Below are 14,147 nucleotides of genomic sequence, written 5' to 3' on the forward strand. Positions count from 1 at the left end.
GGAAATCTCCCGGGGGCGGCCCGGCGGGGCGCGGCGGGGCGCGGCGGGCCGCTCGCCCGAACCGGCGCCCTCCTACCGGGCCGTCAACCGCGGACGGGGTACGTTCACGCCCCGCCCCGGCGCCGCAGGTCGTGCAGCACCTCGCGGGCGGCCCGCGCACCGGAGGCCAGCGCACCCTGGGTGGAACCGGTGGCCCGGTGGTCGCCGCACACGTAACGGCCCGGCGCCACCCGCGTGGTACGGGTCAGCGGCTGCGGCGGATCCATGGCGGGCAGCGCGTCCCCGACGGTGCGGACGGTGAGCAGGCCCCAGCCGTCCGTGTCCGTGCCGTACGCCTCCGCGAGCGCCGACCGGAGCTCGCGCTCACGGCCCGGCCCGTCCCGGCCGGTGACCGAGGTGGCGACGAGGGCCTGGCCGGACGGTGCGTGGCCGGGCACGACGTCGCTGAGCACACAGGTGTTGAGGAAGCGGCGGCGGATGTCCACGAGCAGGGTCGGCTCGCCGAGCGGGGACCGCGCCGCGACGTGGTAGTACGTCGTCACCGTGCGGTAGGAGGGCAGGTCCACCTGGGGGAGCAGGGCAGGGACGGCCCCGGGGCCGGTGGCGACCACGACGGCGCGCGCCGGGACCTCGTGTCCCCCGGCGGTCAGCACACCGTCCCCCGTGAGTCCGGCCACCGGGGTTTCGAGCCGTACGGCACCCTCCGGCAGTCCGGCGGCGAGGGCCCGCGGGACCGCACCGATGCCCTCGGCCGGCAGGCAGATGGTTCCGCGCAGCATGCTCCGCCACACCATGTGGAACACCCGGGCGGACGTCTCCAGTCCGTCCTCCAGGAAGACCCCGGCCACGAAGGGGCGGAAGAAGCGCTCGACGAACGCCTCGGAGATCCCGGCGTCGGCGAACGCGGTGCGGACGGTGGTGTCCGGCCGCCGCTTGAGCCGCGCCGGGGGCAGCAGCACGTCACGGGCCGACAGCAGGGCGAGGGCGGCCAGGTCGCGCCGGGCCGCGGGGCGGCCGGAGAGCAACTCGGGGATCGTGCGCGGCCGACGGACGGGATCGACGAAGCCGAGCCTCCCGGCCGGGGTGTGCACGAGGAACCCCGGCGTGAAGGGCCGGAGCCGGAGCTCCCTCAGCTCGAACCTCCGCCGGACCTGGGGGTAGGCGGAGTTGAACACCTGGAATCCGCGGTCCACGACGAAGCCCTGAAGCCGGTCCGTGCGCATGCGTCCGCCGACCGCGTCGCCGGCCTCCAGCACCCGTACGCTCAAGCCGGCCGCCACCAGGTCCCGGGCACAGGCCAGCCCGGCGACCCCGGCACCGACGACCAGCACGTCCGCCGCGCCGAGGCCCGAGGACATACGACCACCTCCCTCACGTGTCGCTCCGATGCGGCCCTGCCGCCCGTTCACTCTGTGCCGCGCACGGCCCCGACGCGTACGCGACGCGCCGGACGCCGCACGGCACGCAGAGCACAGGATCCGGGCACGCGACGAACACCGTCGCGCGGCGCCCGCGTCTAGATTCACCTCCGATGACGGACGCCGGGCCCCTGCCCGCACGCACGTCCGACGCCTCGTCATCGCCTGGACACCATGGACGACATGGTCATCAAGGGGAGGCATTCCATGCCTGGAAAGTTCGGCAGGTTCGCGGCCGTGGCGGCCGCGGCCACGGCGGTCGTGACGCTGGCGGGGACGCCCGCGAGCGCGGGGGACATAGCCTTCAACACGCGGGACGTCTGGGTCGACGGCAAACCGACGCAGGGCCAGGCCGACGCGTGCACCTCCCGGAGCATGTACCTGGCCTCCGGCACCTACACGTGGACACAGATCCTCGACGGGTACCGGTACCCGACCCGCGACCTCTACCTGGCCATGGGCACCTACACGTGGAAGGACTGCCTCAGCCCGCGGGACGGGGGCTACAAGCAGTTCTCCCTCCTGTACAAGCCCGGTTCGGAGACCGCGTACCTCGTCGACCCGTCCGAATTCGGACTGGCGCCGGGCACCCACACGATCGGCTCGCTGCTCAACCCGCACTTCTGACCGGCCGGCCGGGCGCCGCGGTGATCCGCCGAGGATCACGGGCGGCGCCCGGCCCTGCGTGGTGGCGTAGGGTCCCTCGCGGTACCCCGGGCGACGGGGTGGTGAAGGGGGAGCGGTGACGCCGGAGTTCTTGCAGGCGCTGGATGCCGTGGTGTGGGACGGGCTGGAGACCGGGTATCCCGAGGAGCATCCGGTCCGCGACGTGCCGCGGGCGCTCCGTCGGCTCGCCCGGGCGGGTGCGCACGCCGTGGCGGACGATCACCACGCCCTCTACTCCCTCGTCACGCGGGACGGGTGTGAAACGCCGTCCGCGGCGGCGGTCGCCCTGCCGTTCGTCATCGCGCTCGCCGCCGACCCGGCCACGGGTGCGCGGGTCGATCTCGTCGACCTGCTGGCGTGCATGTACGCACCGGCCCTGGCGGACGCGGACTGGTCCGGGGCGTGGGCCCTGCTCGCGGATCCGGATCCGGCGGTGCGGCGGGCGGCGACGACGCTGCCGGTCGGGACCACGCGGCTGCTGGGGCGGTGGGAGGCCGAGTCGGACCCGTCGGTACGGCTGCCGCTGCTGCTCGCGCTCGGCCAGGCCGCCTCCGGCGACGCTGCCGACGACGACGCGCGAGCCGTCCTGGCCGGCGTCCTGGACGGTGACGACCCGGTGATGTGGGTCGCAGCCGTGCACGCCGCGGCGGAACGCGACCGGGAGCTGCCGGTCCGGCAGCTGGACCGGCTGATCGAGGTGTTCTCGGACACCGCGCTGCGGCCACGGTTCGAAGAGGTCTGGTACACCCCCGACATCGAGGTCCCCTGGACCCGCGAAGACCTGGTCCGCTCGACGGCCCGGCTGCTCGGACACGACCCCGGGGCACGGCTCTCCTTCGCCGTGCGGCTGGCCGGGACGGCGCAGCGCTCCGGGGACGCCGCACTGTGCCGGGAAGCACTGGACGTGGCGTGGGAGCTCCTCACCGAGCGGCGTTCCGTGGAGGCCGCCCTGCTGCCGCTCGCGGGCGGGCTGCTGACCGATCCCGACGGCGCCGTGCGCCTGAGGGCCGCGAACATCCTCGCGGTGCTGGGCCCGCGGGCGGCCCCGTACGCCGACCGCCTCGCCGGCCTGCTCGACGACGACGCGGCCGACCCGTACCTCGACGGGACGGTCCGGGAGATCGCCCGGTGGGCACTGACCCGGATCGGCGACCCGCGCGCCCTGCCGGGACTGGTCGCACAGCTCCGCGCCCAGCAGGAGGAACAGGGGAGGGGCTACGTCATGGGTGATCCGCGGCGGCCGGAGGCCGAGGACGTGCTGATCCCGCTGCGCGCGCACGCGGACGTCCTGCTGCCGGAGATGCGGGAGGCGATGCGCAGCGGCCCGGTCCGCGGCTTCCTCACGGTGCTGGAAGCCTGGGGCGAGGCCGCGAGGCCCGCCCTGCCCGAACTCCTCCCGCTGCTGGCGGACACCCGTACCTCGGTCACCGTGCTGAGGATGCTGCCGGCCATGGGGCCGGCAGCCGCCTCGGCCGTCCCCGCCGTGCGGGCCGCCGCGGTCCTGGACCACCCGGGCAATCACCGCCTGGTGGCGCGGACCGCCGCGTGTCTCGGCGCGGACCGCCGGACGGCGCTGCGGATCGTCGGCGAGGAGTTCATGGCGGCGGAGGAGCCCCAGTTCGGGCCGTTCGGCGCCCTGGCCGAGTTCGGCCGCGACGCGGCGCCCTATGCGGACCGGGTACGGCTCGTGATGGAGAGCACCAGCCACTGGCCGCGGCTCAGCGCGGCGATCACGCTCTGGGAGATCACGGGCCGGACCGGCCCGAGCATGCGGGTCCTGGAGGAGTTCGTCCTGCCGGTGGCCGACGGAGATGACGGCTACGGGTTCTTCCGCGACGCCCTCCGGACCCTGATCCGGATGGGCGAGCTCAGCCCGGCGGTCCGGGAGGCGCTGCTGGCGGTGCGGCGGTCGCAGCGGCGCCTGTCCGCGGAGGGGGGATACCCGATGGTCCTCCGCGACGAGGAACTGCGCGGCCTGATCGAGGAGGCCCTCGCGTGCGACGGCGCCGGCTCCGGCCCGACGGGCGACCGGGGAGCTCACCGGGAGGCGGTGTCCCTCAGCCGGTCGGGGCGGAGCTGCCGGTGACCCGGACGTCCACCTGGATCACGGCGTCGGCGATGGCCTGCCGGACGGCGGCCACCACCGCCTCGGTGTCGACGCCGTGCTGCCGGCCGAGCTGTGCGGCGAGCGCGCTCACCGCTGCCTGCGTCTCCGTGAGCTGCCGTGTGACGGCGTCGCTCTGGGCGTTGTGCATCTTGTCCATCCACGCCATGACGGCGCCCATGTCGACGGGGCGGCCGGTGGCGGCGTTGGTTTCCGTGTGGCGCCAGACGGCGGTCGCGATGGCGTCGAGGTCTGCCTGGGACAGGGGCATGTCGTCCTCCGGGATTCCGGGCGATCCGAGGGCCCAGGCGCGAAGCTGTTCGCGGTCGGGCAGGGGGCAGTAGTCCTGGTCGACGGGGTCGTCGTCGTACTGGTGGAACAGCCAACTCGCCGTGATCCCGGGGTCACCGGCGCTGCGGCCCGCGGTGGCGATCCACAGGAAGTCGCCGCAGTAGCTGGTCGTGTCGACGTTCCTCCAGTAGTCGGCATTGCAGTACATGCCGACCCGGTGACCCGGCATGCGGGCTTTGACGTGGCGGAGCCAGTCCTCCTTGTACGCCCGCTGGCGAGCCTTGGGGACGCCGGCGTTGGCGTCGTCGTAGCCCTCCCAGTCGAGGACCAGGACGTCGCCGGGCTGCCAGGCCACCTGGTCGAGGAAGAAGTCGGCTTCGGCCTGCGGGTCGTTGCCCATGTGGGGGTAGTGGTAGGCGCCCCAGACCAGGCCGTGACGCTTGGCGTGGTCGCGCTGGCGGACCCACTTCGGATTCGTGTACCCGAGGCCTTCCGTGATCTTCGTGAAGACGAAGTCGAGTCCGGTGAGGCTCGGTTCGTCGCTCTGGTAGGACGCCCAGTCCTGTCCGTAGATGCCCATCCGGCGTTGCCCTTCCTGCCACAGATGGCCCGGCAGGCGGCTCTACGGCGCGGGCCGGGTGTTGCGCGTGGGGATGGTGACGTCGCCGCCCCGGAGGAGGTGCCGGGCGGGATCGGCGTCGATGAGGTGTCCGGAGCGTTCCGTGCCCCCAGATGCTCCCCGGCTGTTCGCCGGTCGATACGCGCCTGAGCTGCCGAATCGATTCAGCTCGACGAACCGGCCCGCACGTCACGGGGACGAACCGACGCGACCGGGCCCCGACCCTGGGCAGGGGTCGGGGCCCGGCAGTGCGTCCGAGGGTTCGGAACCGGATCTACTGCTGGTTGTCACCGGTCTTGAAGTCGATGAGCACGTCGCCGTTCGACTTGTGCAGCACCAGGGTGGAGTCGGTCGCCCCGAAGGCGAGGTAGGCGCCGTTCTGGCCCCACGTCTTGGTGTTCCAGAGCGCGCCGCCCTTGCCCTCGCCGCCGTCCTTCTTGTACGTCACGAGGTTGCCGTCGGTCTGCATGCGGGTGTAGGCGCCGGGGCTGTAGTTCCAGAAGCCGAGGCCGTAGTCCTTGCCGCGGTAGAACACCGCGAAGTACCCGCGGTTGTCCTGGGCGAGGACGGAGTTGGCGGCCGACATCCAGGTGCCGCGCTCCAGGTTCTGACCACCGGTGAGCGTGTTGTTGCCCACCTTCCAGGTCCTGGTCGACCAGGCGGCGGAGTTGTCCGCGCGGTAGACGACGAGGTTGGCGTCGTCCTGGAAGTCCAGGCGGCCGTTCGCGTTGCCCCAGGTGGCGGAGTTCCACAGGGCCCCGCCCTTGGCCGGGCCGCCGCCCTTCTTGTAGACGACGAAGTTGCCGTCCGTCTGGAAGACCGCGTACGCGCCCGTGTTGCCGAAGGTGCCCGAGGCCCACAGCTCCGCGCCGGCCTTGTGGTTCAGGACGAGGTTGCCGTCCGGCTGCATGTGGAGGAAGCCGTTCTCGGTCTCGATGTACTCGTCCGAGGCGAGCACGTCACCCGGGTGCAGCGAGACGACGGCCGCCGCGGCGAGGGCCGTCGCCCGCTGCTGGTTCTTGGCGGCGCTCTTGGCCGGGACACCGCCCTGCGGCTTCTTGACCGCCAGCTTGACGGCGGTCGGGGTGTCGGTCTTGCCGCCGGCGGCCTGGGCCGCCGGAGAGACGAGCGCGCCGACCGAGAGGGCGGCGACGAGCGCCCCTGTCCAGGTGGCGTGCTTGCGGTTGAAGTTCATTCCCTACCCCCATGTGGAATACGTTCATTCATTTGAACGCGTTCGATTCAACGGCGATCAGTCTGTACGGGCTCGACTCGAAAGACAAGCCGATAAATCGTCGGCGGAGCCCGCCCCCTCCTGCCGGCACGTGGTCAACGCCTCCTGAGGGCCGCAGTGAGCCAGGTCAGGGAGCGGAGCCGGCATCGAAGTCGCCCAGGGCGAAGCCCCCTGGATCCGGTGTGCGAGCCCGTAGGGTTAGATAAGGCAAACCTATTTTCCGAAGCGGGCGTACGGGTCCGGGACAGCAGCAGGGCGGTAGCGGCATGGTGGAGGACGGTCGGGACGCGCGGCGCCCGCACGGGGAGCTCGTCGCGGACGTGATGGCGATCCTGTGGGCGGCCGACGGTCCGTTGACGCCGCAGCAGATCAACGCCGCGCTCGACCGGGACCTGGCCCGCACGACGGTCACGACGATCCTGTCCCGCCTGCACGAGAAGGGGACGCTCGTACGGACCCGCGAGGGGCGGGGCTTCGCCTACGCGGCGGCGGACGACGCCGCCGGCCTCGCCGCCGGGCGCATGCGGCGGGAGCTCGAACGGGAGCCGGAACGCGACCTGGTGCTGAAGCGGTTCGTGTCCTCGCTGTCCGACGACGACGAAGAGGCGTTGCGACGGCTCCTCCTGGAGTCCGAAGACGGCGCATGACCCCGGCCCTCGCGACGGTCATGCCGGCGTTCGCGCTCCCGCGGGGCGCGGCGGCGGTACCGTCCCGGCGCTGACCGGCCTGTTCCGCGCACCGCTCGACGCTCGCGCACGCCTGATCCGCCATGGGCGACGCGGCCTCCGACGGTGACCTGCCCGTCGTCGCGGGCCCCGAACCGCAGACCTTCGCCGATCTGGCGGGCCGCCACCACCTGCTCTCCGTCACGGGAGCCGGCCGCTCGCGCCCTCCAGCACCCCTACAACCCTCAGTGTCGACTTCAATGTAGACCAATCACCCTGGGTGAAAGTATGGTGAGCCCAGGTGCAGTGCGCGTCCCTTCCCGCCCCTCCGGCGTCCCCGCGACTGCACACGGGCGTGCAGCGGCAACGGCGGTCCGCGGCGGGCCGGTTTCCGAGGCGACGTCTCCTCCTCAGTGATTGGATGCGGCGTGTACGACAGAGGGCACGGGCCGTCGGATCCCTCCGAGCAGACCGTGGAGCTCCTGGTCACGGCCGGCAGGGCCGTGGATTCGCTGCTGGCCGAGCTCACGGGCGCACGACCCCTGAGCCCCCTCCAGCACGCGGTCCTCAGGACGCTCGCCGACCTCGGTCCCCACGCCCGCGTCGATCTCGCGGCCCGCCTGGAGACGCCCCCGGCCGACGTCTCGCGGGTGATCGACGAACTCCAGGACCAGGACCTGGTCCGGGCCATGGTCGTCAACGTGGGCGGGCAGCACGAGGTGGTCACGCTCACCGAGGCCGGTGCCGCCGCCCGCGCGGCGACACTGGGTGACCTGCAGAGCGTGCAAGACGTCCTCCTGGCCTCCATCACCAAGGGCGAGCGCGCCCAGCTGCACCACCTGCTGCGACGCGTGTGCGCGACGGCCGCCCGCGCCGGACACGCACAGGGCAGGGCCTGAAGCGTCCTGCCCGGCCCCCACGGGCGGCTACCACGTGGCACTGACCGCCGCCGGCCTGCCCGACCCTGGGGCGTAGTCGCCCCGCAGGCCACCGGGAGGAGACCGTGCACGCAGCCGGGTTCAGCGAGCCTCCGGTGCCTTTGATCACTCTGCGGCATGATGATCACTTATGTGCGACGAGACGTAGCGCTCTGTGGTGAAGCACGTCGCGCTGCTCGACATGAGCGCGGTGACCACCGTCGACCTTGCCCAGCCCGCCCACCCCAACGACACCGGCTACCGCAGGATGGCGGGCGTGTTCCTGGACGGCATAACCCGGGCGGCGGCCGACGGCTGGCTGGAGGACCCCCGCGGCGGCACCGGCAAGGGATGCGGGCCGGCCGACGACGACGGCAGCAAGGCCGGTCCCGGCTGGGAGGCCGCGCCTTGGCCAGGGCCGCGACCGTCACGGCCGATGGGACCGGCGCTGTGGCCGAGAGCGCCTGCGACACCGTGGTGCGCCCGCGTCCTGCCCGCACGGCGAGCTGTGCCTGGGTCAACTGGGCCCGGGCCAAGGCGCCCTTGAGCCTGTCGTACAGCTCGGCGTGGGCCGGATTGCGGCCGTCCTGCTCGTCGTGCACATCTTCCCCCGGGCCGGTGAGGTGTTCGCCTGTGTTCGTCTTCGTCCCCGCGAACCCCGGCGAACACCGGTTCCGCGACCTTCGGTCACGCTGCTCGGCGCCGCCGCCGCGGGCAAGCTCGCCCGCATGGACGGCGCCGCCTACCCCGGCGCCCTCCCCCGTGCCTCCGCGGCCTTCGCCGCCGTCATCACCCTCGCCACCGTCGTGGCCACGACCCTTGGCGCCTTTCTCGATCAGAGCGTGTCTCCTTGGCGCTGTCCGCCGTGCGAAGCTGTGCGTCATGGAGCCTTCGCTAGTCCGTGGACTTGCTCTGCCCGCCCTGCTGACGTCGCTGATCGATCGCGGCCTCTGGTGTCACCCGGGCGATGCGGTGCTGGCGAAGGCCATTCCGTGGTTCAAGGACCCACTTGGCTTCGTGTCGAACCCCGAGCAGATGGCGTACGCGTCCCAATCAATGGATATGGTCGCCGATGATCCACACTCCGACTTCTTTCGCCAGGCACGCGGAAGCAGGAGCGTCACCCCGCTCGAACTTCCTTGGCTTGACGTTGACCAGGCAGTGCTGATCGCCACCACTCGCAATCCCGGTGATGATGGCGCCTTGGCTCTCGACTACCGGACTGACCCCTCAGATCCCCGCATCGTCGGCAGTGACTTCTGGGCGGATCCCCTTCTGTGCGAGTGGCGGGTCGTAGCGCCTACTTTCTCGGGTTTCGTCTCGAGTTTGAGCCTGTAGATTCGGCGGTCGTGTCACTGCCGTGCCCAGATAGCGATGGACGCGACGTGGACTGCGGCCTGGTAGGCGATGGCGAGTTTGTCCGTCCGCAGGGCCAGGCCGCACCACTGTTTGAGGCGGGCGATGCACCGCTCGACGGCATTGCGCTCCTTGTATTTCGCGGCGCCGAAGCTGGGTGCGCGGCCTCCGGCACGGCCTCGACGCAGGCGGTGACTGATCAGGTCTGCGGGCGGCGGGCTGTGGGATGACAGCCCGGATGCCTCGGCGACGAAGGTGTCCACGGATCGAGCGGGATGAGTAGGCGCGATCCGCCAGGACGGTTGTCGGGCGGGTTGTTGGCCTTCCGGGGTCCGCTGCGGGGGATCCGAATCCTGGCCATGACCGCCTCGAAGGCCGGCGCGTCACCAGCCTGACCGGCGGTGACGTGGATACCCAGAGGACGGGCCCTACAGTAGGGCGTGTTCTTTCGTTGGGCATGTCACACGACTGGGGCCGCAACGGAGAAGGTGTCCTACTGACACCGTCGGCCACTGGTCCCGGCCCAGCGCAAAGCCCGCCGCGAGTACGAGAACCGGTCAGCGTCTTGGGGAGACGTCGCGGAGCGTCACCTCGATGTTCGAGGAGGTGCTTCCTGGACATCAGGTGAGCGGGTCGGCCGTCCAAGGGGCGAAGCGCTGAGCTGGACGCTGCCGCCACTCATCGAGCAGTCGGACAAGTCGGCCGAGGCCAGTTCGGCCACGCCCACCCGACCGTGCTCCACACCGGTCGCTCGCTCCGTCAGCGCTTCTGTGCTCGGTACTGCTTGAGGAGAGCGGTGAGCTTCGCGGGTTCGGCAGCGCCGTTCAACTCCGTCAGGAGAGCGTCAGGGCAGAGCTCGTAGTGGTCACCCCACCACCGCTGCCCCTTGTTGTCCCAAATGCGGTACCCGCCGGGTACCCCTCTGGCTACGTACCGTCGCCTGCTCATATCGATCACCCCCCATGACACTCTCCTCACACTACAAGCTGGCCTGTGAGGAGGACCGGTCCGGGTTTCGGCACGACCGCCAAAGGTTCAACCACCACAGAGGTGCAGGTCAACGGGCTCCGGAGAGCAGGCAGGGCTTAGCGCCGGTTTTTCGTTCCGATGTTCCTACCGACGCCAGTTGCATCGGATACGAATAGGCGACACTCAGCCTGGAGATTGGCCATCGAGCGCACGGACCTGGTCTCAACAGGGACGCTGACCTCGGAACGAGGGTAACGGTCTCCTGGGCGGACAGCTGCGTCGGTCCGGAAGTCGGCGCGCGGCGGGGCTGTTCTACTCGGCCGGCAGACGGAGCATCGGTTCGAAGGCCGCGTCCTCCTCGCCCTCGACCGAAGGAAGAAAGCCGTCCGGGACGGTGCGGGCGGCCGTGGTGAGGAGGCGGGCCAGGACCTCGGGCTCGGTGGCCGGGGGGAGGCGGAGGGCGGCGAGGAGGCGGTCGCGGACCTCGGGGTGGTCCGGGTTGTCCTCCAGGTAGTCGGCATTGAGCGCGGGGGGACGGAAGCCGGCCAGGGCGTCGTGCCAGGAGGGGAGGACGATGGCCAGGGTCAGGGCCTCGGCGAGGGACTCCGCGATGAGGGAGGCCTTGCCCTCGGAGTCGGTGTAGAGGACGGGGCGGACGCGGTCGGAGCCGGCCGGGCCGCAGAGGTAGTGGGTGCCCCCCGCGTTGCAGCCGGCCACGGGCTCCACCGGGAGACCGGCCGGCAGGGCGATCGCCTCGACGGGGTCGGTCCGCGTGAGGTCGAACTCGCCGTCGCAGGCGAGGTACGCCTCGACCTCGGGGTCGGCGGCGATCCGGCGAAGCAGGGCCTCGTCGGAGAGGGCGGCCGGGTTGAGGCCGCGGGCGGCTTCGAGGGTCAGGGGGTGGCCCGCGAGGACGTGGCGGACGGTGTCGAGGGGGACGGGCCGCCCGTAGTCCTCGTCGAAGTGCGCCTGGACGGCCTCGGGGGAGCGGTCGGTGAGGAGGCGGAAGAGGTGCCCGGAGCCGTCCGGGTCCGGGCTGCCCGAGGGGAACTCGATGCCCGAGCCGGTGCGCCAGGCGCTGCCGCCGGTCTCCCACCACAGGCAGGCGGTGACCCGCGGGGCGCCGAGGCCCTCGTCGACGAAGGCTGGGTCGTCCAGGAGCGGGCGCAGCGCGGCGGGCACCTCGTCGATGACACCGGGCCAAACCTGTTCGTCGTCCGTGCCGTACGGGCTCATCTCCGACTCGTGGTCGAAGCCGCGGACGAGCACACCGGCCGGGGTGAAGAGGACGGAGAAGTCGTCACCCGAGCCGTTGTCCATCAGGGCCGCCTCCGTCCCAGGCCCCCAGGTGGTGGAGAAGGAGTAACGGGAGAACCGCGGGTCGCGGCAGATCGCCTGGTCCAGCACGGCCAGCGCGCGCAGGTGCGCGCGGAGCTCGGCGGGGTCCGGGAGGAGGGCGGCGGTCGTGTGCACGGTGTCCATGGGCTCATGTAAGCAGCCGGTACTGACATCCAGGGCCGCGGTTCAGTCACACCCGCTCTCTCACTCAGGGAACGAAAAGCCCAGCTCACGCAGGCGGGGCAAGCACACTGCGAGGCATTGCTCCACAGACGCGGCATCGGTTCGCACAAGGACGTCCTCGCGCAACGGCGCTCCACTGGCGACGAAGGTCCAAGGCTTGCCCCTCTCTGCCATCCGCTCAGCGTCGGCCTTGAACAGCACCGTTACGCCCTGTTCAGCCAGTGCTTCCATCATCGCGACGACGTCCACCGGCACTCTCCCCTCCCGAAGCGCTGCGAACGCGCCATCGGGCGAACATACCCGCTCCGGGCCGGACCCGATCCGCGCCTGGCACAGCCGCGGCGGCAACACCGGCTGACCACCGGGCAAGGGAGCTGCCGCCCCCGGGTCCGGACGCACCACGGCATCCGGGCCTTCCGCGCTCTTGCCCGGAGGGTTCTGAACCCTCACGGGTCATGCGCCGTCGGGGGAGTTGGCGGCGCGCTGGTACCAGAACTGTGCCTCGGCCGAGCGCCCGGTGGCGGCCAGCAGACTTCCGAGGTTGTCCATGGCCCTGCCGTTTCCGGCGTCGGCGGCCTTCCGGTACCAGGCTTCCGCCTCGTTGGTGCGGCCGGCGTCCTCCAGCAGCACTCCGAGGTTGTTCATGGCGTTCCTCTGTCCGGCGTCGATGGCCCTCCGGTACCAGGTTTCCGCCTCGTTGGTGCGGCCGATGCCGGCCAGCAGCAGTCCGAGGTTGTTCATGGCGTTCATCTGTCCGCCGTCGGCCGCGGCCTTCCGGTACCAGTGTTCTGCCTCGTCGGTGCGGCCGGTGTTGGCCAGCAGCACGCCGAGCCCGTTCATGCCGTCGGTGTCTCCGGCGTCGGCGGCCTTCCAGTGCCAGATCTCCGCCTCCCTGGTGCGGCCGGTGTGGGCCAGCAGCAGCCCGAGGCCGTTCATGGCGGCGGTGTTCCCGGCGTCGGCGGCCTTCCGGTACCAGGCCATCGCCTCGTTGGTGCGGCCGGTGTCGGCCAGCAGCACCCCGAGGCTGTACATGGCCTCGGTGTCTCCGGTGTCCGCGGCCCTCCGGTGCCAGGTTTCCGCCTCGTTGGTGCGGCCGGTGTCGGCCAGCAGCAGTCCGAGGTTGTTCATGGCGTACGTCTCTCCGCCGTCGGCGGCCTTCCGGTACCAGGCTTCTGCCTGGTCGGTGCGGCCCGCGTTGGCCAGCAGCACGCCGAGGCCGGTCATGCCGCCGGTGTTTCCGGCGTCGGCGGCCTTCCGGTACCAGGTCTCTGCCTCGTCGGTGCGGCCGGCCTCCGTCCGCAACAGCGCGAGGACGACCATGGCGTCGGTGTCCCCGGCGTCGGCGGCCCGTTGGTAGCGCTCTTCGTCGGATTCCGGTTCCGGAGCCGCTGCGGCGGGGCCGGTGGCCGGCCCGGGTGCGAGGTGGGCCGAGCGCAGGCGTGCGGCGACCTCCTCGGCGGTGGGGGGACGGTCGACGGGGTCCTTGGCGAGGAGGGAGGTGATGAGGGTGTCGAGGCCGGGCGGTAGGGCGGGCCGGTGGGTGCTGGGCGGTTCGGGCGTGGTGGACAGGTGCATGGCGATGACGGCGTACGCGGAGTCCGCGGTGAACGGGGGGCGCCCGGTGAGGAGCTCGTACAGGCTGACACCCAGGGCGTACAGGTCGGCCGAGGGCGTCGGCGTCTGGCCCCTGAGCTGCTCGGGAGCCATGTAGAGGGGGCTGCCGAGCAGCGCTCCGGCCGCGGTCAGGCCGATCGTGCCGTCCTGGATCTGGACGATCCCGAAGTCGCAGATCTTGACGGTGCCGTCGTCGAGCAGCATGAGGTTGGCCGGCTTGATGTCGCGGTGCACGATGTTCCGCGCGTGGGCGGCGGCCAGCCCGTCGCACGCCTGCGCGCCGTACTCCAGCACCTTCTCCAGGGGAAGCCCGCCGGGGTGGTCCTCGCGCAGGACCGTCGCGAGATCACGCCCTTCCAGGAACTCCATGACGAGGAACGGGGAGACTTCCGCCTGCCCGCCGTCCTGCGTCTCCCTGTGCTCGCCCATGTCGTGGACGACGGCGATGTTGCGGTGGTTCAGCCGGGCGGCCGCCTCGCCCTCGCGGCGGAAGCGGGCCAGGACCTGGGTGGCGAGCCGGTCGTCACGCAGGTGCGAGGCGAGGACCATCTTGATCGCGACGGTGCGGCGCAGCCTCAGATCGGACGCCGCCCACACCTCGCCCATACCGCCGTGCCCCAAGCGGCTGTCGAGCCGGTAGCGGCCCGCCAACTCCATCCCCCTGTACATGTGGATCACCGTATGCGACCCGCCCGCGACGGGGAAACCGCGCCGACCAGGACGGCAGGGGATTCAGGCGTGATGTAGGTCCGTAACCGTCCTCCACAGGTCCT

12 protein-coding genes and 1 pseudogene are annotated in these 14,147 nt (G+C 71.7%); 5 read left to right on the forward strand and 8 right to left on the reverse strand.

Features of this window, described 5'->3' with window-relative positions:
• Positions 1-104 precede the first annotated feature (104 nt).
• Entirely contained in the window at positions 105-1,358 is a 1,254-nt protein-coding gene (locus ACIPW5_RS06290) for an NAD(P)/FAD-dependent oxidoreductase (RefSeq protein WP_401241075.1), read from the reverse strand.
• Between the two features lie 267 nt (positions 1,359-1,625).
• On the opposite strand from ACIPW5_RS06290, the gene ACIPW5_RS06295 reads away from it, so the two are divergent.
• Complete coding sequence (locus tag ACIPW5_RS06295) at positions 1,626-2,045, forward strand: hypothetical protein (protein ID WP_401241077.1); 420 nt, start codon at positions 1,626-1,628, stop codon at positions 2,043-2,045.
• A gap of 115 nt (positions 2,046-2,160) precedes the next feature.
• Complete coding sequence (locus tag ACIPW5_RS06300; protein ID WP_401241080.1) at positions 2,161-4,170, forward strand: hypothetical protein; 2,010 nt, start codon at positions 2,161-2,163, stop codon at positions 4,168-4,170.
• Here ACIPW5_RS06300 and ACIPW5_RS06305 read toward each other — a convergent pair.
• The gene (locus tag ACIPW5_RS06305) at positions 4,142-5,059 is read right to left on the reverse strand and encodes a glycoside hydrolase family 25 protein (protein ID WP_401241082.1); all 918 of its coding nucleotides are present in this window, start codon (positions 5,057-5,059) and stop codon (positions 4,142-4,144) included. The two genes, ACIPW5_RS06300 and ACIPW5_RS06305, sit on opposite strands and share 29 nt — an antisense overlap.
• Positions 5,060-5,372: 313 nt before the next feature.
• Positions 5,373-6,293, reverse strand: coding sequence for a hypothetical protein (locus ACIPW5_RS06310; RefSeq protein WP_401241085.1), 921 nt, complete (start codon positions 6,291-6,293; stop codon positions 5,373-5,375).
• A gap of 305 nt (positions 6,294-6,598) precedes the next feature.
• On the opposite strand from ACIPW5_RS06310, the gene ACIPW5_RS06315 reads away from it, so the two are divergent.
• The 3 genes from ACIPW5_RS06315 (at position 6,599) to ACIPW5_RS06325 (ending at position 9,252) form a co-directional block, all read left to right on the forward strand.
• Complete coding sequence (locus ACIPW5_RS06315; protein ID WP_401241088.1) at positions 6,599-6,979, forward strand: BlaI/MecI/CopY family transcriptional regulator; 381 nt, start codon at positions 6,599-6,601, stop codon at positions 6,977-6,979.
• Positions 6,980-7,425: 446 nt separating this feature from the next.
• Entirely contained in the window at positions 7,426-7,896 is a 471-nt protein-coding gene (locus ACIPW5_RS06320; protein WP_401241091.1) for a MarR family winged helix-turn-helix transcriptional regulator, read from the forward strand.
• A gap of 900 nt (positions 7,897-8,796) precedes the next feature.
• A complete protein-coding gene (locus tag ACIPW5_RS06325; protein ID WP_401241093.1) occupies positions 8,797-9,252 on the forward strand; it encodes a hypothetical protein in 456 nt (151 codons plus the stop codon).
• Positions 9,253-9,266: 14 nt separating this feature from the next.
• Here the strand turns inward: ACIPW5_RS06325 and ACIPW5_RS06330 are convergent.
• The 5 genes and pseudogenes from ACIPW5_RS06330 to ACIPW5_RS06350 form a co-directional block, all read right to left on the reverse strand.
• Positions 9,267-9,694, reverse strand: a pseudogene (locus tag ACIPW5_RS06330) (transposase); the annotation flags it as partial.
• A 335-nt stretch (positions 9,695-10,029) separates the two neighbouring features.
• On the reverse strand, positions 10,030-10,218 hold the full coding sequence (locus ACIPW5_RS06335; protein ID WP_078624200.1) for a hypothetical protein: 189 nt from the start codon (positions 10,216-10,218) through the stop codon (positions 10,030-10,032).
• A gap of 333 nt (positions 10,219-10,551) precedes the next feature.
• Entirely contained in the window at positions 10,552-11,721 is a 1,170-nt protein-coding gene (locus tag ACIPW5_RS06340) for a hypothetical protein (RefSeq protein ID WP_401241096.1), read from the reverse strand.
• Between the two features lie 60 nt (positions 11,722-11,781).
• Positions 11,782-12,009 carry a hypothetical protein gene (locus ACIPW5_RS06345; protein ID WP_401241099.1) on the reverse strand — a complete coding sequence of 76 codons (228 nt, stop codon included), beginning with the start codon at positions 12,007-12,009 and terminating at the stop codon, positions 11,782-11,784.
• Between the two features lie 204 nt (positions 12,010-12,213).
• Positions 12,214-14,043: a tetratricopeptide repeat protein gene (locus ACIPW5_RS06350; RefSeq protein ID WP_401241102.1), complete on the reverse strand. Its 1,830-nt coding sequence runs from the start codon at positions 14,041-14,043 to the stop codon at positions 12,214-12,216.
• Positions 14,044-14,147: the final 104 nt, after the last annotated feature.

This window comes from Streptomyces sp. NPDC090077, assembly GCF_044747545.1.
Lineage (GTDB): Bacteria > Actinomycetota > Actinomycetes > Streptomycetales > Streptomycetaceae > Streptomyces.

What these genes read in the sequence shown, in the direction of transcription:
- ACIPW5_RS06315 (WP_401241088.1), top strand. Translation starts at nt 6,599, where the DNA reads ATGGTGGAGGACGGTCGGGACGCGCGGCGCCCGCACGGGGAGCTCGTC.
- ACIPW5_RS06325 (WP_401241093.1), top strand. Translation starts at nt 8,797, where the DNA reads ATGGAGCCTTCGCTAGTCCGTGGACTTGCTCTGCCCGCCCTGCTGACG.
- ACIPW5_RS06335 (WP_078624200.1), bottom strand. Translation starts at nt 10,218, where the DNA reads ATGAGCAGGCGACGGTACGTAGCCAGAGGGGTACCCGGCGGGTACCGC.
- ACIPW5_RS06290 (WP_401241075.1), bottom strand. Translation starts at nt 1,358, where the DNA reads ATGTCCTCGGGCCTCGGCGCGGCGGACGTGCTGGTCGTCGGTGCCGGG.
- ACIPW5_RS06295 (WP_401241077.1), top strand. Translation starts at nt 1,626, where the DNA reads ATGCCTGGAAAGTTCGGCAGGTTCGCGGCCGTGGCGGCCGCGGCCACG.
- ACIPW5_RS06350 (WP_401241102.1), bottom strand. Translation starts at nt 14,043, where the DNA reads ATGTACAGGGGGATGGAGTTGGCGGGCCGCTACCGGCTCGACAGCCGC.
- ACIPW5_RS06305 (WP_401241082.1), bottom strand. Translation starts at nt 5,059, where the DNA reads ATGGGCATCTACGGACAGGACTGGGCGTCCTACCAGAGCGACGAACCG.
- ACIPW5_RS06340 (WP_401241096.1), bottom strand. Translation starts at nt 11,721, where the DNA reads ATGGACACCGTGCACACGACCGCCGCCCTCCTCCCGGACCCCGCCGAG.
- ACIPW5_RS06310 (WP_401241085.1), bottom strand. Translation starts at nt 6,293, where the DNA reads ATGAACTTCAACCGCAAGCACGCCACCTGGACAGGGGCGCTCGTCGCC.